Consider the following 20,340-nt stretch of genomic DNA (forward strand, 5'->3'; position numbering starts at 1 on the left):
ATGGCCTCAGGGTTTGCCGGGTTGTGGACCTTGCGTTCGTCCGCTTTCCCAGCCGCCACCCAAAGCGAGGAACAAATCGATCTGGCTCATGGCCACTTGGGTGTTGGCCGAGGCCAGTTGCGCCCGTACGTCGGTGTAGGTGCGAGTGGCTTGCAGGTCCGCCAAAAACGACGCACGGCCGGCCTGAAAGAAACGGTGGGTCTGGTCTGCCGCCAGTTGCGCCGATTGCTCGGCATCTGCCAACGCATCGCGGCGCTGAAGTTGCGCGGAATATTGCGCCAGGCCGGTCTGAGTCTCGCGGATGGCGTTGAGCACCACACCATCGAAATGCGCCAGCGCGCCTTGGGTCGCGGCTTCGGCTTCGCGGATTCGCGCGCGAGAGCCATTGGACGGCACGGTCCAGCTCAGCAACGGGCCGAAGCCCCAGCGATTGGTCGCCGGTTTGCCGAGATTTTCCAGAATCCCGACCGTGCCAACGGTCGCGCCGATGCTGATGTCCGGGTACAACTCGCCGGTTGCAATGCCGATGCCGGCTGTCGCCGCCGCCAATCTGCGCTCGGCCTGCCGCACATCGGGTCGGCGTTTGAGCAGCGTGGCGCCGTCACCTACCGGCAACAATTGCGCGATTTTCGGCAGCTCGGCACAGTCGCTGGTGCCCGCAGGCAATTGCTCGACCGGTTTGGCCAGCAACATCGATAAGCGGAACAGCCCGGCCTGACGCGCTGCCTCATAACGCGGCAATTCGGCGCGCAAGGATTTGAATTGGGTTTGCGAACGGGTGACCTGGGTCTCATCGCCGCGCCCGGCATCACGCAAGCGCTGGGTCAGCGTGGTGCTCTGGGCTTGCAGGTCGAGGGAATGCTGGGCGATCTCCCGCTCTTCGTTGGCCGCGCAGACCTGGGTGTAAGCCCGCACCACATCGGCCACCAGGGTAATCCGCGCGGTGTCCGCTGCCGCCTGGGTCGCATCGGCATTGGCTTTGGCCGCTTCGATGCCGCGCTGCAACGTGCCGAACAGATCGAACTGATAGGACGTCGTGATGCCGATATCACCGACGTTGGCCACCGGCACTTTATCCGCCAGCAAGTACGCCTCGCCGGACTCCTGCAAACGCTGGGCGCCGACTTTCACGCCGCCGCTCCAACCACCCGCCGCCTGCGCTTCGTCGACCTGAGCGCGAGCCCGCGAAAGATTCGCCGCCGCCACCCGCAAATCGGTGTTGGAGGCCATGGCCTGCTGCACCAATTGGTCCAGACGCGGATCCTGATACAGCCGCCACCAATCACTGGGCACCGGTGCCGAGACGACATTTTTGCCGTTCACCGCCAGATCGCCCTGAAAATCTTCACGATGCATGGCGGCCTCGTCCGGCAAATGATAATCCGGCCCGACCACCTGACAGGCCGACAGCAGCAAGCCTAATCCGGCAACCGCCAAACCTGAGGCCCTGCTCATTTCGCTGGCTCCCGGGTTTGCTCGCCAATGATCGACACCGTGGCCGTTCGACCGGCGATCATGCGGAAGTCCGCCGGCACGTCGTCGAAAGAGATTCGCACCGGAATCCGCTGCGCAAGCCGCACCCAACTGAACGCCGGATTGACGTTGGGCAACAGATTGCTGCCGCTGCTGCGGTCGCGGTCTTCGATGCCGGCGACGATGCTTTCAACGTGCCCGCGCAGCCGAGCGCGGTCGCCAACCACGCGAATATCAACGCTTTGGCCGACATGAATGCCGTCCAGTTTGGTTTCTTCAAAATAACCGTCGATGTGGAACGAGTTGCTGTCCACCACCGACAACACCGGTCGCCCGACGGTGACGAACTCCTGGGAGCGCGGCGCGCGGTCGTTGACGTAGCCATCCACCGGGCTGCGGATCAACGAGCGGTCGAGGTTGAGTTGAGCGCTGTCCACCGTCACCTGTGCCTCCATTAACGCCACTTCGGCGCGGGCGACACGGGACTGGCTTTCCTCCAGTTGCTCGGCCGGGACCAGATTGCCGAGGCCACGGTTACGCTTGGCCTCGCGCTGAGCCTGGGCCAGGGTTTCCTGACGGTCAGCGACGGCAGCCTTTGCCTGGCGCAGCGCCAGTTTGAAACGGTCCTGATCGATGCTGAACAGCACCTGGCCGCGTTTCACCCATTGGTTGTCGCGCACCTCCACTTGCTGGATCAGCCCCGACACGTCCGGGGCGATCTGCACGATATCGGCGCGGATGTGCCCGTCCCGGGTCCAGGGCGCGAACATGTAATACATGACCATGCGCCAGACCACGACAACGGCGAAGGTCACGATCAACAGCGTCAAGACCACGCGGCCGAGGGTCAAAAAAGGTTTCTTCATGTCATCAGGTATCGACTGAGTGAGTCCACGGCGCCGAGGAGCACGGCGTAGAGGGCCACGTTGAACAATGCCCGGTGCCAGACCAGACGGTAAAAGTGCAGGCGTGTCAGCAACCCGTGCACCAACAGGTACAACACGTAGGTAATGCCCATCAGCACCAGCAGCGTGGGCAGGAACACCCCGCTGATATCCAGATCACCGATCATAAAGGCGCTCCATCGATGCCATGGGGAAGCGGTTCTTCAAGCTCACCCGCGCCGACAAACTCCACACCCGGCAGTAAGGCCAGGCGCAAGCCGCTCAGGGCGTGCAGCAAATGCAGACGGGCGCCGTCATCGCACTCGGTGTCGAGGGCGCGACGGGTGCGGTCGAGGGTCATCAGCAAAGGGCTCGGCGCTGGCAGACGTTCGTCGGCCTTGAGACAGGCCTTGAAGTACTCACCGACTTCGGCCACCACTTGCTGCAGCAGCACCTGCGGCACGCCAACCACACGCGGCGTATAAGCCAGCAGGTCGAGTAGATTCAACGCCACGCGCACTTCCCGCAGGGCGATCCCGGTGTCCTGGCCGGTCATGGCCAGCCGCGGCAAGTGCTGCATCAGGCGATCGAGGATCTGCACGCCCAATTGCCGGTGTTCGGCCAACGAAGCCGGCTCGGTGAGGCTGACGATGTCGCGCCAGCTGAAACGGGTCAGGCGCTTGGCCGCCAGTTCCGCGCCGAATGGCCGGGCGATCAGGGTCCAGATGAACGCGAACAGCAAGCCCATGGGCCCGGCCAGGTTGGAGTTGGCGAAGCTGAGGAAATCTGCGTCGTAGGCACCCTGAATGCTGATGAACGATGACGTGTTGACGATGGTCAGCAGCATGCCCAGGTAGAAACGCGGCTGCACCGTCAGGGTGCCAACGCAGATGAACGGGATGGCGAAGGCCAGCACCAGCATCGGGAAGTCATGCAGGTTGGGCAGGATCAGAAACAGATAAAGGCTGGCGAAAAGCACCGACATCGCGGTCCAGAAAAAGAACCGATAGATCTGCGGCGCCGGGTCGTCCATCGAAGCGAAAAAACTGCACGCCACCGCCGCCAGAATCACCGCACTACCGCCGTCGGTCCAGCCGAGCAGAATCCACAGCACCGAGGCGACGATGATGGCGGTGACCGTGGACGCGGCCGAATAGAGCATCAAGCCACGGTCGAGAAACGGCGACAGCCGGCCAAGGCGCCAGTGCCGATACACCGCGCGCCAACTGTCCTGACTCTCGCACTGAATGGCGTATTGCAGGCTGCGACAGTCTTGCCACACATCAATCCATTCGCCGAGGCGATACAGCGCGTTGGAGAACAACAACTGATTGCGATCGCCCAGCACCTCGGCACTCGGTTGCAGCGTTTCGAGCCGGTTTTTCAGGGCCTGCCAGCGGTCGAGGTCAGCGGCTTTGTGGTCGAGCCATTCGGTGGTCGCGGTCAGCAGTGGCGCGAACTTATCCACAAGCTCCGGCGTGCGTCGCTCGAGGGCATAGATCGCGTCGTCGAGGGCATCGATCACCGGCAGCAGATGGATCATTCGCCCGCGCAGTTCCTTGGTATTGCGCACCGTTTGCGGCCGCGCGCCCTCGTGGGGTAGCTGACCGATCATCAATTCCAGACTGTTGAAGTTCGCCACCATCGATGAACGCAGGGCACTGACTTCGTCCGGCTGCACGTTGCGACTGAGGAAGCGCAGGCTGTAGGTCGAGGCATCGGCGAACCATTTATTCACCGAATCGTTGAACACCGGCGCCAGCCGCCGCGGCCAGAACATCGCACCGACCACTGCCGCACAGGCGATGCCGAGAAAGATCTCTTCGGTACGCGCCTCGGCCACGTCCCACACCGCCAGCGGGTTATCCACCACTGGCAGGGCGATCAGCGGCAAGGTGTAACCGGCGAGCATCAAGGCGTAGCTGTTGGCGGTGCGCAGGTGCAGGGACAGGAACAGCAAAATCCCGGTCCACAGCGCGATGACCACCACCAGCACATAAGGGCTCTGCACAAACATCGGCACGAAAAAAACCGCCGCCGCCGCACCCAGCAACGTGCCGACCGCGCGGTACAACGCCTTGGAACTGGTGGGGCCGACGAACGGGCTGGAAACGATGTACACCGTGGCCATCGCCCAATATGGACGCGGCATTTGCATGAGCATGGCGATGTACAGCGCGATCATCGATGCCGCGAAAGTGCGCACACCGTAGAACCAGTCCCGCGCCGGGGGGACGCCGGTGAAAAATCCGCTCAAGGTTGAGCTACCGCTGGATGATTGGCCGCTTCGAAAGCTTTCAGTACCCGCAGCGCCGCTTCCAGATCACTCGGGGCGATCCCTTCGAGCACTTCATGGCGCAAACGCACCAACTCGACTTCGACTGCCTGCACCAGCTCGCGACCGGTCTCGGTCAGGCTCAGGCACTTGGCGCGTCGGTCATGGGTGTCTTCGGTACGGCAGACGTAACCGGCATGGCACAGCTGATCCAACAAACGCACCAGAGAAGGACTCTCCATCCCCGCCGCCTGCGCGACCGTCACCTGCCGCACACCCTCGCCCAAACGCCCGATCATCAACAGCGGGACGGCGCAGGCTTCGGAGATTCCATAGTTGACCAGCGTGGTCTGGCAGATCTTCCGCCAATGCCTGGCGGCCACCACCATGGAGCTGCTGATGTTCATCTGGAGAGCGTCGAGGTTCTTTGGCACGAGGGGATGCACACACTGTTAGTTTGCTAACTATCAATATGGCATTGGAGGGGAAAGTTGGTCAAGTTTTGAAACAATTCTCATGTTGGCAATGAGTTTTCACAGGTCCTCAAGACTGATTGGTTCGCCAGTTTCCTGATTGCGAGCGCGTATGAGAGTTGCAAGGTCGAAATCATCCAGGCGGTCCAGCATCGCTTCAAAGAGATCCGCCGAAACCAGATACGCCCTGATTTGATTGTTATCTACCAACGCGACTGGCCCGGCTTGCGTTTCCCGCAAGACAGCACCGACGTTTTTAGCCAACTCGGAGATGCTGATGATTCTTTCGGCTAAAACATACTGCATGGGTCAGTCTCATCTTGGGATTTGTCGCCATGGAAGCTACTTCAAGCAAGTTAATAAGACCCAGAAGAAACCTGTGACGGGGTTTTTCGTTTACACCCCCCGCCCCTTCCTCAGTAGCACATCCAGTTGATCCACCACCTCCGCCCAATCCGCATCATCGAGAATCTCATCACGCAGCAGCTCTGCCTGGCTCTCGTTCCAGAAGAACGCGTCCGCCAGGTGCAGTTCGGGTTTGAGCGGTGAATGGGTAGCGATGAATTTATCGATGCTTTCGGCGTCATCAGGCAGCCCGAGTTGTTTGAACAGGGAGGGGAGGCTGTGGGTTGGGGATTCCATATTGGGCTCCTTCGTGATGGTGTATTGGATGGGGACCGCGGTGCGGCCATTCGCGGGCAAGCCTCGCTCCTACAGGAACGAAGCTTGCCCGCGATGACGGCAGTTATGTCGACGCTATGCCGACTGACTCAACTCGCACACTTCGGCATGCGGCACCATTTTCAGAAATTCCGGCACGCTCATATGTACCAGATTGTTGTGGTTGCCGGCTTCGAGGTAGATATCTTTCTGCCGGGTCAGCAGTGGGTCGATGACCATGTCCATCCCGTAGGATTCACCCAGTGCAGGCACGGCGCCGCGTTCGCAATCATCGAACAGGTGCGGCAGGTTGCTTTCACGGGTGACTTGCCATTCGCTGCTGCCACGTACTTTGCTCAGGTCCAGGTGACGGCTGGCGGGCAGCACGGCCATCAAGTAGTGGCCGTGACGGTCATCGAGAATCACTGATTTGGCGACCCGTTCGGCAGGGATGCCCGCGAGCCGAGCTGTTTCAAGGCTGCTGGCTGAGTGCGGGTGGGAAACGATGTCATATTCGCAGTGAGCCTTATCCAGGCTGTTCTGCACGGTTTTTGCCATTCGCATGATGCACCTCGGTGTCCGCAGCAACGAATCGCGGACAATGGTTAACTTTTTGTCTCCCTTGAAAGTCTAGGCCCGCTGGTGGGATCCGGCGGGAAATCCGCCCGTCGGACGCTGCCGACAACAGGTCAAAATTCATATCAGTGCAGGCTCAACTAAACTTGTATACAGAGCCATGAACGGCTCGCGGACGGATGACTCTCCCGGAGGGTCAAGTGAACATTCGTTGCTGTGCAATTGCGCTGCTGTTGGCTTTGAGCGGATCGGTTTTCGCAGCGGACACCCTCGTAGTGCTGGTTCCCGACCCCCTCGGGATCTGGCTGATTACCTTCGGCATTGCATTTTTGATCGCCGAGGCGGCCTTGCCCAATTACGGCGTGGTCGGTCTGGGCGGCATTGTGATGTTCGTGATCGGCGCGGTGATTCTGACCAATGCCGAAGTCCCTGTTCCCTTGATGATCGGTCTGGGGCTGATCAGTGCACTGCTGCTGGCTTTCCTGCTGATCCGCGCCTTGAAAACCCGACCGCGCCGCAACGTCAGCGGTGACGCCGAAATACTGGGCGCGGTGACGCCGATAACGTCGTTGCAGGCGGGCAATGCTTATATCGGCTGGGTCCATCTGCAAGGCGAGCAATGGCAGGTATTGAGCGAAACACCGCTGCAACCGGGACAACAAGTCCGGGTGGTAGCACGCAAAGGGCTACTGCTGGAAGTGGCTGCGGCTGACGCGGCGCCCGCAATGAACAATGATGGCGGAGGATAGTCATGGGCCTGCAACTGGGTTTTGCCGCGCTGCTGTTATTGCTGATTGCACTGGCGGGGTCGACCTTCCGCATCCTGCGTGAATATGAACGCGGCGTGGTGTTCCAGCTCGGACGCTTCTGGCAGGTCAAAGGCCCCGGCCTGATCCTGCTGATTCCGGTGGTTCAGCAAATGGTTCGCGTCGACCTGCGTACCGTGGTGCTCGACATACCACCGCAAGACGTGATCACCCGCGACAACGTCTCGGTCAAGGTCAATGCGGTGCTGTATTTCCGCGTGCTCGATCCGCAGAGAGCGATCATTCAGGTGGAAGACTTTCTCATGGCCACCAGCCAACTGGCGCAGACCACGTTGCGGGCGGTGCTGGGTAAACATGAACTCGATGAATTGCTGGCCGAACGGGAACGCCTGAACGTCGACATCCAGCAAGTACTCGATGCGCAGACCGATGCCTGGGGCATCAAGGTGGCCAACGTCGAGATCAAGCACGTGGACCTCAACGAATCGATGATTCGCGCCATCGCCAGGCAGGCCGAAGCCGAACGGGAACGTCGGGCCAAGGTGATCCACGCCGAAGGTGAATTGCAGGCCTCGGAAAAACTCATGCAAGCCGCCGAAATGCTCGGCCGTCAGCCAGGGGCCATGCAGTTGCGTTACATGCAGACGCTGAGTTCGATTGCCGGGGACAAGAGTTCGACCATCGTCTTTCCGCTACCGATCGAGTTGCTCAAGGGGATGGCGGATTTGTCGTCCAAGCCTTGAAGGCGCTAAAAGATGGCAAATCCACCGCCACCGGCAAGCGGGAGAAGACCGGCCGACTCATCGTTTCGGCAGCACCGCGCACTCGCCGAGCCAGGTCAACAAACGGTCGAGACAGGCCTCGACCGACAGCGCGCCGGTGTCGAGCGCCAGCGACGCACACGGCGGTGGTTCGTAAGGCGCGGAAACTCCGGTGAACCCCGCCAACTCACCCCGTCGCGCCCGGGCGTAATGACCTTTGGGGTCACGCTGTTCACACACTGCCAACGAGGCGCTGCACCAGACTTCGCGGTAATCCTCGCCCAACCGTCGGGCGAACAATTCACGCAACTCCACCAAGGGCGCGATCATCGCGAGGATGACAACCTGCCCGTTCTCGACCAACAGCGCCGCGAGTTCGCTGGCGCGGCGGATGTTTTCCAGACGATCGCTGTCGGTAAACCCCAAATCGCGATTGAGCCCGACCCGCAGCCCGTCGCCATCGAGCACCACACTCTGCACACCGTGTTCGAACAGCTCGGCGTGCAGTGCCTGGGCCAATGTCGACTTGCCCGCGGCCGGTAAACCGGTCAGCAGAATCGCCGTGCCGCGATGGCCGTTACGGGTCTCCCGTTGGGCGCGGCTGATGCTCGCCGTCGGCGCCAGCAGGTTATTGGACCGGGGCATGGGCCACCGGCACTGAAATATTGCCCGCCGCCCACGCCTCTTCACGATTGGCCAGGGCCGTGGCGATGGACTGGACTTCGGTCGATTGCACTTCGTCCGGCAGCGGATCGAGACCGGCACTGGCGAAGATTTGCCCGTAAGCGTTGCGCAGGTCGGCGTAAGACAGGTCGCGACGCAGATCGGCTTGCAAGGTGTTTAGCTCGCCCTGGATCAGGTCCAGTTCACCTAGCCCGGCCGCCTGATAGCGGTTGCGCAGTTGGCCGACGATTTGCCCGTCGATGTCTGACAGTTGCTGATTGGTCTTGAACTGCCGCATCGCTTCGCGATAGTTGGCGTTGGCCACGTAAAGCTGCGCCAGTACGGCAATCGACATCGCCTGCCGGCGCGCCGCGGCAACTTCTTCACCGGCCTTGGCGACGTCGATCGCGGCGGGTGCGGAAATCACATTGAACAGGTTCCAGGTGACTTTCACCCCGTAATCCGCCCAGCCCTGCTCCACCAAAAACGAGTTGCTGTCGTAATGCCCGCCGGCAGAAAACTCCAGCCCCGGCAGCAGGCGCAGCATGGCTTTGCGGGTTTCGGCGGCGCTGATGCGGGTCTGGTAATCCTGCTCTCGCAACTCCGGCCGACTGGTCAGGGCTTCCTGTTCCAGGCTGGCGAGGTCGACCTTGAGTTCCGGAATGACGTAATCGTCCTGGGTCGCCAGCGTCAGGTCGGTGCCCAGCGGCAGATTGATCAGGGTCGCCAGTTCGGTTTTCGCCAGTGACAGCGCGCGACGTTGCTCTTCCAGTTGCCGGGTGGCTTCGATCAGCGAGCGCTGATAACCCAACGCCTGGATCGGATCGCCGATACGCTGCTCGCTCATGCTCTGACTATTGTTGCGAGCGGTTTCGACCCGGGCCATCAGGCTGTCGATCTGTTTGAGCAAACGTTCGGCGGCCATGGCTCGCCAATAGGCCGAGCGCACGTCCTGAACGATGGTGTTGATCACCTTGCGCCGACGCTCCTGCACGATCAGCCGTTGATCGCCCTGCTGTTTGGCACTGATGTAACTGACACCGAAGTCGAGCACGTTCCAGACCATGGTCAGGTCCGCCACTTCACGGTCGCGGTCTTGGGAGGTCGACGGCTCCAGGGACTGGGTTCCGGTCTCTACGCTCTGGCTGCTGGAAGCGTTGACGTTGTTACGCCCTACGTACCCGGCGTCCAGCGCCATGCGCGGCAACATGTCGAAACTGGCGAGGTCGAGTTGGCGCTTGGCCAAGGCCTCTTCCATGATCTTGAGCCGGCCTTCGAGGTTGTATTTCACTGCGCGGGCCATGGCCTGGTGCAGTGTCAGTGGGCCACTGAGGGGCTCCTGACCCTTGTACATGTTTTGCAGATCGCTTTTGGCACGCTGTTGGCTGACGCTGCGGTCGATCGGTTCACTGGTGACCGCACATCCGCTGATCGCCAGCGCCAGCAAGCTGGCGCCGAATAACTTCTGACTTCTCTTCATCCTTGGAGCCCCCAGGTGCCGCCCTGCTTTAATGGTTTTTTCAGGCCTGCATTTCACTGATGCCGACCTGTTGCAAAGCCGCGGCCAGGCTTTCGACCTGCCGCTGCTCGGTATCTTTGAGTTGTTGCAATTGCTGGCCAAGACTCGGTGCGCCAAACACGCCGCGCAGCCCTTGGGAAGCATCTCCCGTCCTGATTGAGTTATTGCCGAAGGCGTTCAGCGAATCGACCTCGCTGCCAGTGTCCTGATTGAACAGACTCGACAGCGTACTGGTGCCAAAGACCCCGCCGTCCCCGCCGCCAAAACCGAGGAAGCCGTGGCCTGAGCCATCACCACCGCTATCACTGCCGCTGAATACCTGTGCGATAAAGCTTGGTGTCAGCGCCCCGTGACTCATGAAAATGTCGCCCAGAGGCCGAATGCCGTTGCCGATCACCCGTTGTTCAAACAGCGGGGTAAAGGTCAGCGGCGAGCCGAGATCGCCAGTGGGTGGAGTGAAGATGATCGGTTGTAATGGCACGTTGGGCTGAGCGGGCACGGTGACAGGTGGTAAGACCACAAACGCCGGCCCGGTGTTGATCGTGTAGTTGTTGGAGACCGCGACGCTGGCGCCGATGTTGCCTGCCAGGTCCGTCACATTGCTGGTGTCCAGCGCAATGAAGTTGCTCGGGTCAGTGATGTTCGCGGTGGGTGTGAAGGTTCCGGTCCAGGTCTTGCCGCCGTCGCTGCTGGCCAGGTTGATCAACTCGCCGTTGGTGACGCTCAGGTCCGACAAATCGAAGTCGCTGACCGCCTCGCTGAACGTGAAGGTCACCAACGTCGTCTGACCAATGCCCAGGATCGGGTTGGCAACCACGATGGTGACGGTCGGGCGAGTCGCATCGAGCGCGTAGTTGTTGGAAATGGCGATGCTGGCACCGGCATTGCCTGCGGCGTCGAACACATTGCCGGTGTCCAGCAGGATCAGGTTGGTTGCATCGTTCAGGCTCGCGGTCGGTGTGAGCGTGGCGGTCCAAGTCACTCCGCCATCGCTGCTGACCAGATTGGACAGCACGCCATTGGCGACGCTGAGGTCCGACAGATCGAAACTGGACACCGCTTCGCTGAAGGTAATGGTGACGGTAGTGGTCTCGCCGATACCCAGCTTGTTGTCCGCCACCACAATGGTCGCGGTCGGGCGAACGGTGTCGATCGCATAGTTATTGGAATCGGTCACGCCGACGCCGCTGTTGCCCGACACGTTGGTCACACCGCTGTTGTCCAGGCTAATCAGGTTAGTGGTGTCCGTCACGCTGACCGTCGGTGTGAAAGTCGCGGTCCAGGTCACGCCGCCATCGCTGGACGAAACATTGCTGAGTGTACCGTTGGCAACGGTCAGGTCGGCGTTGCTGAAACCGCTGACCGCCTCGCTGAAGGTAATGGTCACCAGCGAAGTCTCGCCCGCCTTCAGGGTGCTGTCGGCTACCACGACCGTGGCGGTCGGGACCTGGGTTTCCACCACATAGTTGGCCGAGTTGGTGACGCCCGTCCCCGCATTACCCGCCAGATCGGTGACGCCAGTATTGTTCAGGATGATCAGGTTAGTGGCATCGGTGACGCCAATGGTCGGGGTGAACGTCCCGGTCCAGGTGAGGCCGCCGTCGTTGCTGCTCACCGCGCTCAACGTACCGTTGGCGACGCTCAGGTCGCTGTTATCGAAACCACTCACCGCCTCGCTGAAAGTGATGGTCACCAGCGCGGTTTCCCCCGGTTTCAGGGTCGTATCGCTCAACACGATAGTGGCTGTCGGGAGTTGGCTGTCAATGGCGTAGTTGTTGGAATCTGTGGTGCCACTACCGGCATTGCCTGCCAGGTCGTTGACCCCGGTGTTGTCCAGGGTGATCAGGTTAGTCGTGTCAGTGATGCTGGCGGTTGGCGTGAACGTAGCCGTCCAGGTGATGCCGCCATCACTGCTGCTCACCGCGCTCAAGGTACCGTTGGCAATCGTCAGGTCGGCATTGGTGAATCCGCTGACCGCCTCGGAGAAGGTAATGGTCACCAGCGAAGTTTCGTCGGCCTTGAGGGCCGTGTCGGTGAACACGATGCTGGCCGTCGGGCGCACGGTGTCGATGGCGTAGTTGTTGGAATCGGTGGTGCCGCTGCCCGCATTGCCCGAGCCGTTCTGCACACCGCTGTTATCCAGGGTGATGACGTTGCTGGTGTCGGTGATGGCATTGGTCGGCGTAAAGGTCGCGGTCCAGGTGATACCGCCGTCGCTGCTGCTCACCGCGCTCAAGGTGCCGTTGGCGATGGTCAGGTCGGTATTGCTGAAACCGCTGACGGCTTCACTGAAGGTAATGGTCACCAGCGACGTTTCACCGATTCTCAACGCATTGTCGGCGACCACGATGGCGGCAGTCGGCAGCACCGTATCGATGGTGTAGTTGCCGGAGTTGGTGATGCCGCTGCCGGTGTTGCCGGCCACATCGATCACACCGCTATTGGCCAGGGTGATGATGTTGCTGGCGTCATTCACGCCAGCGGTTGGGGTGAAGGTCGCGGTCCAGGTGATGCCGCCGTCGCTGCTGCTGACGGCACTCAAAGTACCGTTGGCGATGCTCAAATCACTGTTGTCGAAACCCGTCACCGCCTCGCTGAAGGTAATGGTCACCAGCGAAGTCTCGCCAGCACTCAGAGTAGTGTCCGCCAAGACAATGGTGGCTGTCGGACGTTGACTGTCGATAGCGTAGTTATTGGAATCGGTAGTACCGGCGCCAGTGTTGCCTGCCCCATCGATCACTCCGGTGTTGTCCAGGGCAATCAGGTTGCTCGAATCGGTGACGCTCGCCGTCGGTGTCAGGGTTGCGGTGTAGGTGATGTTATCGCTGGTGCTCAGATTGCTCAGGGTACCGTTGCTCACCGTCAGGTCGGCTGTAGTAAAACCGGTGACCGCCTCGGAGAACGTGATGGTCACCACCGATGTTTGACCCACCGCTAGCGCCGCGTCTGCGACCACGATGGTCGCCGTCGGGCGTACGGTGTCGATGGCGTAGTTGTTGGAATCGGTAGTGCCGCTACCGGCGTTGCCCGAGCCGTTTTGCACACCGCTGTTATCCAGGGTGATGAGGTTGCTGGTGTCGGTGGTGGCATTGGTCGGCGTAAAAGTTGCGGTCCAGGTGATGCCACCATCACCACTGGTCACGGCGCTCAAGGTGCCATTGGCGATGGTCAGGTCGGCATTGGAGAAACCGCTGACCGCTTCACTGAAGGTGATGGTCACCAGCGACGTTTCACCGACGCTCAACGCATTGTCGGCCACGACGATGGTGGCGGTCGGCAGCACCGTATCGATGATGTAGTTGCCGGAGTTGGTAGTGCCGCTGCCAGTATTGCCGGCCACATCGGTCACGCCGGTATTGGCCAGGGTGATGATGTTGCTGGCGTCATTCACGCCAGCGGTTGGGGTGAAGGTCGCGGTCCAGGTAATGCCGGCATCGCTGCTGCTGACGGCGCTCAAAGTGCCGTTGGCGATGCTCAGGTCGGCGTTGGTGAAACCGCTCACCGCCTCGGAGAAGGTGATGGTCACCAGCGAGGTTTCGCCCGCTGTCAGTGTTGTATCGGCCAGCACAATCGTGGCGGTCGGGCGAAGCGTATCGATCGCGTAGTTGTTGGAATCGGTCGTGCCGCTGCCGGCGTTACCCCCCAGATCAGCCACGCCGGTGTTGTCCAGGGTGATCAGGTTGGTGGTGTCGTTGATGCTCGCGGAGGGCGTGAAGATTGCAGTCCAGGTAATGCCGCCGTTGCTGCTGCTCACCGCGGTCAAGGTGCCGTTGGTAATGGTCAGGTCAGCGTTGGTGAAACCGCTCACCGCTTCGGAGAAGGTGATCGTCACCAGAGAGGTTTCGCCGATTCTCAGCGCCGTGTCCGCGATCACGATGGTGGCCGTCGGGCGCACAGTGTCGATGGCATAGTTGTTGGAATCGGTCGTGCCGCTGCCCACGTTACCGGTGGCGGCAGCCTGCACACCGGTGTTGTCCAGTGTGATCAAGTTGGTCGTATCGGTGATGCTCGCGGTCGGGGTGAAGGTCGCGGTCCAGGTGATGCCACCATCACTGCTGCTCACCGAGGTCAACGTGCCGTTGGCAATCGTCAGGTCGGCGTTGGTGAAACCGGTTACGGCCTGGTTGAAGGCGATGGTCACCAGTGACGTTTCACCGATTCTCAGCGCAGTGTCCGCCACCACAATCGTCGCGGTCGGCAGAGCGGTGTCGATGGCGTAGTTGCCCGAGGAACTGATCCCGCTGCCGGTGTTGCCCGCCAGATCGACCACGCCGGTGTTAGCCAGGCTGATGACGTTGGTCGCGCTGATGATGCCTGCTGTCGGGGTAAACGTTGCGGTCCAGGTGATGCCACCGTCACTGCTGCTCACCGAGGTCAACGTGCCGTTGGCGATGCTCAAATCGGCGTTGGTGAAACCGGTCACCGCCTCGGAGAAGGTGATAGTCACCAGCGAGGTTTCGCCCGCTGTCAGTGTTGTATCGGCCAGCACAATCGTGGCGGTCGGGCGAAGCGTATCGATCGCGTAGTTGTTGGAATCGGTGGTGCCGCTGCCGGCGTTACCCCCCAGATCAGCCACGCCGGTGTTGTCCAGGGTGATCAGGTTGGTGGTGTCATTGATGCTCGCGGAGGGCGTGAAAGTGGCGGTCCAGGTAATGCCGCCGTTGCTGCTGCTCACCGCGGTCAAGGTGCCGTTGGTAATGGTCAGGTCGGCATTGGTGAAACCGCTGACCGCTTCACTGAAGGTGATCGTCACCAGAGAGGTTTCGCCGATTCTCAGCGCCGTGTCCGCGACCACAATGGTGGCCGTTGGGCGCACGGTGTCGATTGCGTAGTTGTTGGAGTCGGTGGTGCCGGACCCGGCGTTGCCCGCCAGGTCGCTGACCCCGGTGTTGTCCAGGGTGATCAGGTTGGTCGTGTCGTTAATGCTTGCGGTCGGGGTGAAGGTCGCGGTCCAGGTGATGCCGCCGTCGCTGCTGCTCACCGCGGTCAACGTGCCGTTGGTAATGGTCAGATCCGCGTTGGTGAAACCGCTCACCGCTTCACTGAAGGTGATCGTCACCAGAGAGGTCTCGCCGATTCTCAGCGCAGTGTCCGCCACCACGATGGTGGCCGTTGGGCGCACGGTATCGATGGCATAGTTGTTGGAATCAGTGGTGCCGCTGCCAGCGTTGCCCGCCAGGTCGCTGACCCCGGTGTTGTTCAGGGTGATCAGGTTGGTCGTGTCATTGATGCTCGCGTTCGGGGTGAACGTGGCGGTCCAGGTGATGCCGCCGTCACTGCTGCTCACCGAGGTCAACGTGCCGTTGGCGATGGTCAGGTCGGCGTTGGTGAAACCGCTGACCGCTTCGGAGAAGGTGATCGTTACCAGAGAGGTTTCTCCGATTCTCAGCGCGGTGTCCGTCACCACGATGGTCGCCGTTGGCCGTACGGTATCGATGGCGTAATTGTTCGAATCAGTAGTGCCGCTCCCGGCGTTGCCCGCCAGGTCGCTGACCCCGGTGTTGTCCAGGGTGATCAGGTTGGTCGTGTCAGTGATGCTGGCGGTTGGGGTGAAGGTCGCCGTCCAGGTGATGCCGCCATCGCCGCTGCTCACCGCGGTCAAGGTGCCGTTGGCAATCGTCAGGTCGGCATTGGTGAAACCGGTCACGGCCTCGCTGAAGGTGAAAGTTACCAGCGAGGTTTCGCCGACCTTGAGCGCAGTGTCGGTGAACACGATGCCGACGGTCGGACGTAAGGTATCGACGACGTAGTTATTGGAGTTGGTCGTACCGACGCCAGCAGTGCCCAGACCGTTTATCACCCCGGTGTTGTCCAGGGTAATGACGTTGGTCGTATCGGAAAGACTGGCGGTCGGCGTGAACGTTGCCGTCCAGGTGATGCCGCCATCGCTGCTGCTCACTGCCGTCAGCGTGCCGTTGGCGATGGTCAGATCCGCATTGGTGAGACCGGTCACAGCCTCGGAGAATGTGATCGTCACCAAGGACGTTTCGCCGATGCTCAGTGTGGTGTCAGCGACCACAATGGTCGCGGTCGGCGGTGGCGAATACGCGGTGTTGAGTACACCTCCGTCGTTGTAGATGGTCGCGACGGAGGTCGGCGAGGTGCCGGTTGTACCTCCGCCCTGCGCGGTACCGCCTGCACCACTGGCCGCGGCATTACCGGCCAGGGCGGCGAAGTTGGCGGCCGTTATCAGCAGCGTGCCCTTGTTCCAGATCGCACCGACGCCCCTGCCGCCCACGCCGCCATTGCTGGCATTGCTGCCCTGGCCACCACCGCCGCCGCCGCCACCACCGGCGCCAATGTTGTTGCTAATGGTCGACGTGCCGACGATGGTCATGGTGCCGCTGCTGGCGTTGTAGATCCCGCCCACCGCGCTTCCGCCGGCGCCACCCACCTTGTCCCAACCGGCCCCGCCGCCACCACCGCCAATGGAAATCGTGCCATTGGTGGCCGTCGCACCGTTACCGCCGTTGCTGTAATAGGAAACGCCCTGCCCGCCAGCTCCGCCAGTGGTGGTACCGCCGCGACCGCCCATGTGGGTCGCGTCATAACCGCCGCCGTAACCACCGGCGCCGCCGCCGCCCGCACCACCACCCAACGTGCCGGTGCCCGGCCCTGCCGAACCGCCATGCCCGCCGCCCTGGCCGCCCAGACCGCCGCCTCCACCACCGCCACCACCGTAGAAAGCGCCCGTGACACCACCGCCGCCCCCGCCACCGGAAGCGCCGTTGGAGGTCACGGTAATGTTGTTCAGGGTCAGAATCCCTGCGTTGAAAATCCCCCCGGCCATCGCGCCCGTGGCGCCGTAACCACCGTTGCCGCCCGTGCCCGACACCAGCCCCCGGGTGATCACCAGACCATCGAGCGTCACGACACTGCCAGACGCCACTTCAACCACTCGGGTCCTGTACTGACCATCGAGAATCACGTCAGCGGCGCCGTCGTTGTTCAAGTCGCCATCAACGGTGATGTTCTTGTTGATCAGCAGTTCGGACGTCAGTTGCACCGTCATGCTGCTGTTAAAGGTAACGATATCGCCGTTCTGCGCCGATGCGATGGCGGCACGCAACGAGCCGACGCCCGTGTTGGCGTTGTTGGTGGCGGTCCAGGTGGCCAGGCCCCATTGATAGTCGCTCATGGCCGTGGTCGAGAGGACGTTGGCGCTTTCGATGTTGCCGGTGGCAATTTCCAGATCCCAGTCGCCACCGATCCCGGTGCGATTGCTGGAAGCCGCCACATCGCGGCCGGTCAACTGAGCCAGCGAATCGATAAAACTCAAGCCACGCTCACCTTCGGCGGTGTAGCAGCCATAGATCATGATGTCGCCGCCGACGTTCATGTCCTTGCCGATTTCCGCCAGCACCGCGCTGCGGGCCGCGACGTTGTCGGCGGACAAATAACTATCCCCCAGCCACAGATCGCCAGCATTACCATGGGCGATGATCTGTACCGAACTGATGCCCTGATGATTGTCCAGATAATCGGCGATCTGCTGCAGGCCATCTTTGCTGGCATCCAGCTGAACCACCTGAGTGCCGGGGGCAATGCCCTGGAGCAGACTGCCTGCATCCTTGACCCGCGAATCGACGAACACCACGCTCTGCCCCGGCACTGCAGCAGGTGCCGGTGTGGCATCGGCCTGACCATGGGTATCCTGGCTGGCGACTTGTTGATCGGCCGTCGGTGCCTTGACCGCCTCGGCAGTGGCATGGCTGTCAACCTGGGCAGTATCGGCAACCGTGGCGACCACCGCGCCGTCGAACAGCATGCGTGGCTCCAGGGACATGATCATTGGCGAGGCCAGTGCTCGTGCGCCTTCGGTAACCCGCGACTTGCCTTTGCTCCACCACATGCTGCTCACCCGGAGTCGAACTTTCTGACGCATCAATGAAAACGCCGCGATCAACTGATCGCGGCGTCCGCTTTCATACGAATGACATTGGCGGCGCTGGCTGAGCCATCGAGCCAAAAGGACAACTCGGCGTACTGCTTGAACAAGTCCGGCGGCAGGATCGTCCGCCTGGATTGCAATTGAACCTTGGCCTTCACCTTGTGCAGCCCCGAGAGGCCGAGGGCCTGATCGAATTCCGGTGCGTCGTAGGCCAAATGCTCGAAGTCATGTTCGAACCAGGGTTCGCCGATGAAGTCGTAGACCAGCCGCATCACCCGCTCCGGCGCCTGGCTCAACAGGTCGTAATCGATGATCAGCAACGAGTCGGCGTGTTCGCCGTAATAGGCTTCCTTGAGGGCGGCCCAGGAAAACCCAACCAGCCGATTGCGCTGAGCCAGGGTTTCGCAGCGGCTATAGACCGTGTTGCGCTCGACCGCATCGCCGAACAGCTTGGTGTTTTCGAAGGGGTTGGCACGGTACAGGCGCTCGATACTGTCCATGACCCAGGCGACATTGCGCACACAGGCAATGATCTTGGCTTGAGGGAACAGATCGCTGATCGCCGGCAGGCGCGAACTCCACAGGCGGTTCGTGTCGAACACCACCGGCTTGTCGGCCTTGTCGGCGTAGAAAGAATCGAACAGGCCGCGCAACAGACGGCGACGCAGGTCGGTGTCGATCACCGCACCGAATTCGCTGCCGGCGCTGCATTGTTCCAGAACGCCGGAAAATAGCGCACCTACAGGGCTGGTCATGCCGGCATGAAAGCGTGGATTCTGCAAAAGAATGGCAGAAAGCAGGGTCGAGCCTGAGCGTGGCAAGCCGGAGATAAAGTGGAATTGTTGCAATCCATTCACCCGTCATCAGTCCTTTGTATGCGGAGCGTAGACCACGAACGGCCTTACGACGAGTGGTGTTTTGATATCAAATCGGAGCTAAATCGACGGAAAAAGGTGATTTCATCAACGATCTCAAAGATGAATCGTTTAAGCCTTACTTCAGCACAGATAGACGCGCAGAGGCACCCTCACATAATCGACCAAGACGCTGAGCTGATCGCCGGTAGCCACTGTGGCATTGTTTTTCAAGCCCACCAGCTCGACGCCGACAAACAGCATCAGCACGGCCAGCGCCAATACCTTGAAGTCCACGTACAAGCGATCGACTGCCAGCGCCACAAGCATCGGCAGACCCAAGGCATAAGCAGTCAAATAACGCTCGATGAACACCGGCGATATGAACGACAGCGCAAACACCAGCAACAACGGCAGAGCCGTGTAGATCAGCGCCAATGCACTGCCACGAAAAACACTGCGATCCCGCGCCAGCGCCACGCCCGCCAGGGCCAGCAGCGCCAGTGGCAGCGCAATAAAAAACAGTGTGGACAGGTCGCCGCCAGCGTCCTGAATCAGGAACATCCAGATCATCGAAGGCAACGAGCCAAGCGCGACGGGTGCGTCCCACCTTACATCGCCATTGGCCTTGAGCTGATCCATGTGCTGGACCAGATCGATCAGATTGGGCAGCCATGGCAGGTACAACACCACAATGGCCATATTCGCCAGCCACCAGCCGGAGCGCTGAATGTGCCGCAATCGATAGCCTGGTTGCACACGGATCAATCCCAGATACAGCCAGTGGCACAACACGCACAGCACTGTGAAGTAATGGGTGTAGAACGCCGCACTCATCAGGAGGGTGTAAAGCACCAGATAGCGCGTGCGTTGCGGCCGTTTTATCCAGCACACCAGGGCGATCGTGGCACCGATCAGCCACAACCCCAGCAGCGAGTACATGCGCACTTCCTGGCTGTAATGCACCGCCGTGGGCAGCAGCGCCAGCAGAACCCCGGCCAGCAACGCGGCGCGACGGGTAGCGAGCAGGTCCACCAGCCAGATGCCGAGCCCTACGGTGGCAATCCCCGGTAATGCACTCAGGCTGCGAATCGAAAAAATGCCATCCCCGAACAGGCCGATCCAGCCGTGCAGCAGCATGAAATACAGCGGCGGATGCACATCATGGGCCGCGTGCTCCCAGATCCCGGCCAGGGAATACTGGCTCAGCAACAGACTGGCCCCTTCGTCGCCCCGAATCGCCGCCGCCGTCAGATCGTAAAAACGCACTAGAGCGGCCAATGCCAGGATCGAAAATAGCCAATGCTCCCGCGCCCATCGAAGCAAGCGACGGGCAGTAGCCCACGAGCCCGGCATCGCATGCGGGTCCTGGGGATCGCCCAACGGTGTTTCTCTGCGCGCCTCCATTACCTCCCCTTGCAACGGCCAACTGAAAACCGAAGCTCCCCAAGCACTGTAGGACAACCGCGAGCCCGCCGTCGATGCTGGCCCTGCGACGGACGACGTCCGGCAATCATTGGGATCAGCGTCTACGCTTTGGCGTG

Annotated in this window: 14 protein-coding genes and 1 pseudogene; 2 read left to right on the forward strand and 13 right to left on the reverse strand. The window is 61.1% G+C overall.

Features of this window, described 5'->3' with window-relative positions; translation table 11 throughout:
• Positions 1 to 6: 6 nt before the first annotated feature.
• The 8 genes from CKW20_RS20305 to CKW20_RS20340 all read right to left on the reverse strand — a co-directional run bounded on the left by CKW20_RS20305 (position 7) and on the right by CKW20_RS20340 (position 6,329).
• Complete coding sequence (locus CKW20_RS20305; RefSeq protein WP_095054504.1) at positions 7 to 1,455, reverse strand: efflux transporter outer membrane subunit; 1,449 nt, start codon at positions 1,453 to 1,455, stop codon at positions 7 to 9.
• On the reverse strand, positions 1,452 to 2,339 hold the full coding sequence (locus tag CKW20_RS20310) for an efflux RND transporter periplasmic adaptor subunit (RefSeq protein ID WP_095054505.1): 888 nt from the start codon (positions 2,337 to 2,339) through the stop codon (positions 1,452 to 1,454). The genes CKW20_RS20305 and CKW20_RS20310 overlap by 4 nt, the downstream gene beginning before the upstream one ends.
• Positions 2,336 to 2,545: a DUF1656 domain-containing protein gene (locus tag CKW20_RS20315; RefSeq protein WP_007899582.1), complete on the reverse strand. Its 210-nt coding sequence runs from the start codon at positions 2,543 to 2,545 to the stop codon at positions 2,336 to 2,338. The genes CKW20_RS20310 and CKW20_RS20315 overlap by 4 nt, the downstream gene beginning before the upstream one ends.
• Positions 2,542 to 4,614, reverse strand: coding sequence for an FUSC family protein (locus CKW20_RS20320; RefSeq protein WP_095054506.1), 2,073 nt, complete (start codon positions 4,612 to 4,614; stop codon positions 2,542 to 2,544). Before CKW20_RS20320 ends, CKW20_RS20315 begins: the two co-directional genes overlap by 4 nt.
• A complete protein-coding gene (locus tag CKW20_RS20325) occupies positions 4,611 to 5,039 on the reverse strand; it encodes a MarR family winged helix-turn-helix transcriptional regulator (protein WP_095054507.1) in 429 nt (142 codons plus the stop codon). Before CKW20_RS20325 ends, CKW20_RS20320 begins: the two co-directional genes overlap by 4 nt.
• A 126-nt stretch (positions 5,040 to 5,165) precedes the next feature.
• Positions 5,166 to 5,411 (reverse strand): type II toxin-antitoxin system Phd/YefM family antitoxin, encoded by a 246-nt coding sequence (locus CKW20_RS20330; protein ID WP_095054508.1) that lies wholly within the window; start codon positions 5,409 to 5,411, stop codon positions 5,166 to 5,168.
• A 90-nt stretch (positions 5,412 to 5,501) separates the two neighbouring features.
• A complete protein-coding gene (locus CKW20_RS20335; protein ID WP_095054509.1) occupies positions 5,502 to 5,747 on the reverse strand; it encodes a DUF2789 domain-containing protein in 246 nt (81 codons plus the stop codon).
• 114 nt (positions 5,748 to 5,861) lie between these two features.
• Positions 5,862 to 6,329: an aminoacyl-tRNA deacylase gene (locus CKW20_RS20340; protein ID WP_095054510.1), complete on the reverse strand. Its 468-nt coding sequence runs from the start codon at positions 6,327 to 6,329 to the stop codon at positions 5,862 to 5,864.
• 212 nt (positions 6,330 to 6,541) lie between these two features.
• Here CKW20_RS20340 and CKW20_RS20345 point away from each other — a divergent pair, with 212 nt between their 5' ends.
• Together CKW20_RS20345 and CKW20_RS20350 are read left to right on the forward strand one after the other, a co-directional pair.
• On the forward strand, positions 6,542 to 7,090 hold the full coding sequence (locus CKW20_RS20345; protein WP_095054511.1) for an NfeD family protein: 549 nt from the start codon (positions 6,542 to 6,544) through the stop codon (positions 7,088 to 7,090).
• A gap of 2 nt (positions 7,091 to 7,092) precedes the next feature.
• Complete coding sequence (locus tag CKW20_RS20350; protein ID WP_030128605.1) at positions 7,093 to 7,851, forward strand: slipin family protein; 759 nt, start codon at positions 7,093 to 7,095, stop codon at positions 7,849 to 7,851.
• Positions 7,852 to 7,908: 57 nt separating this feature from the next.
• Here the strand turns inward: CKW20_RS20350 and cysC are convergent, their stop codons facing one another.
• The 5 genes and pseudogenes from cysC to CKW20_RS20375 form a co-directional block, all read right to left on the reverse strand.
• Positions 7,909 to 8,514 carry an adenylyl-sulfate kinase gene (gene cysC, locus CKW20_RS20355; protein WP_095054512.1) on the reverse strand — a complete coding sequence of 202 codons (606 nt, stop codon included), beginning with the start codon at positions 8,512 to 8,514 and terminating at the stop codon, positions 7,909 to 7,911.
• Positions 8,498 to 10,012, reverse strand: coding sequence for a TolC family protein (locus tag CKW20_RS20360; protein WP_095054513.1), 1,515 nt, complete (start codon positions 10,010 to 10,012; stop codon positions 8,498 to 8,500). The genes cysC and CKW20_RS20360 overlap by 17 nt, the downstream gene beginning before the upstream one ends.
• A gap of 40 nt (positions 10,013 to 10,052) precedes the next feature.
• Entirely contained in the window at positions 10,053 to 17,903 is a 7,851-nt protein-coding gene (locus tag CKW20_RS20365; RefSeq protein WP_256585081.1) for an Ig-like domain-containing protein, read from the reverse strand.
• A 50-nt stretch (positions 17,904 to 17,953) separates the two neighbouring features.
• Positions 17,954 to 18,799 (reverse strand): sulfotransferase, encoded by an 846-nt coding sequence (locus tag CKW20_RS20370; RefSeq protein ID WP_095054514.1) that lies wholly within the window; start codon positions 18,797 to 18,799, stop codon positions 17,954 to 17,956.
• A 171-nt stretch (positions 18,800 to 18,970) separates the two neighbouring features.
• Positions 18,971 to 20,203: pseudogene (locus tag CKW20_RS20375) on the reverse strand (glycosyltransferase family 39 protein); the annotation flags it as partial.
• Positions 20,204 to 20,340 lie beyond the last annotated feature (137 nt).

Source organism: Pseudomonas sp. Irchel s3b2 (genome assembly GCF_900187445.1).
Classification (GTDB): domain Bacteria; phylum Pseudomonadota; class Gammaproteobacteria; order Pseudomonadales; family Pseudomonadaceae; genus Aquipseudomonas.

Bases quoted from the DNA above. Each gene is read 5' to 3' on its own strand.
- CKW20_RS20325 (WP_095054507.1), bottom strand. From the start codon at position 5,039: ATGAACATCAGCAGCTCCATGGTGGTGGCCGCCAGGCATTGGCGGAAG.
- CKW20_RS20310 (WP_095054505.1), bottom strand. From the start codon at position 2,339: ATGAAGAAACCTTTTTTGACCCTCGGCCGCGTGGTCTTGACGCTGTTG.
- CKW20_RS20330 (WP_095054508.1), bottom strand. From the start codon at position 5,411: ATGCAGTATGTTTTAGCCGAAAGAATCATCAGCATCTCCGAGTTGGCT.
- CKW20_RS20360 (WP_095054513.1), bottom strand. From the start codon at position 10,012: ATGAAGAGAAGTCAGAAGTTATTCGGCGCCAGCTTGCTGGCGCTGGCG.
- CKW20_RS20365 (WP_256585081.1), bottom strand. From the start codon at position 17,903: ATGTGGTGGAGCAAAGGCAAGTCGCGGGTTACCGAAGGCGCACGAGCA.
- cysC (WP_095054512.1), bottom strand. From the start codon at position 8,514: ATGCCCCGGTCCAATAACCTGCTGGCGCCGACGGCGAGCATCAGCCGC.
- CKW20_RS20305 (WP_095054504.1), bottom strand. From the start codon at position 1,455: ATGAGCAGGGCCTCAGGTTTGGCGGTTGCCGGATTAGGCTTGCTGCTG.
- CKW20_RS20340 (WP_095054510.1), bottom strand. From the start codon at position 6,329: ATGCGAATGGCAAAAACCGTGCAGAACAGCCTGGATAAGGCTCACTGC.
- CKW20_RS20335 (WP_095054509.1), bottom strand. From the start codon at position 5,747: ATGGAATCCCCAACCCACAGCCTCCCCTCCCTGTTCAAACAACTCGGG.
- CKW20_RS20315 (WP_007899582.1), bottom strand. From the start codon at position 2,545: ATGATCGGTGATCTGGATATCAGCGGGGTGTTCCTGCCCACGCTGCTG.
- CKW20_RS20350 (WP_030128605.1), top strand. From the start codon at position 7,093: ATGGGCCTGCAACTGGGTTTTGCCGCGCTGCTGTTATTGCTGATTGCA.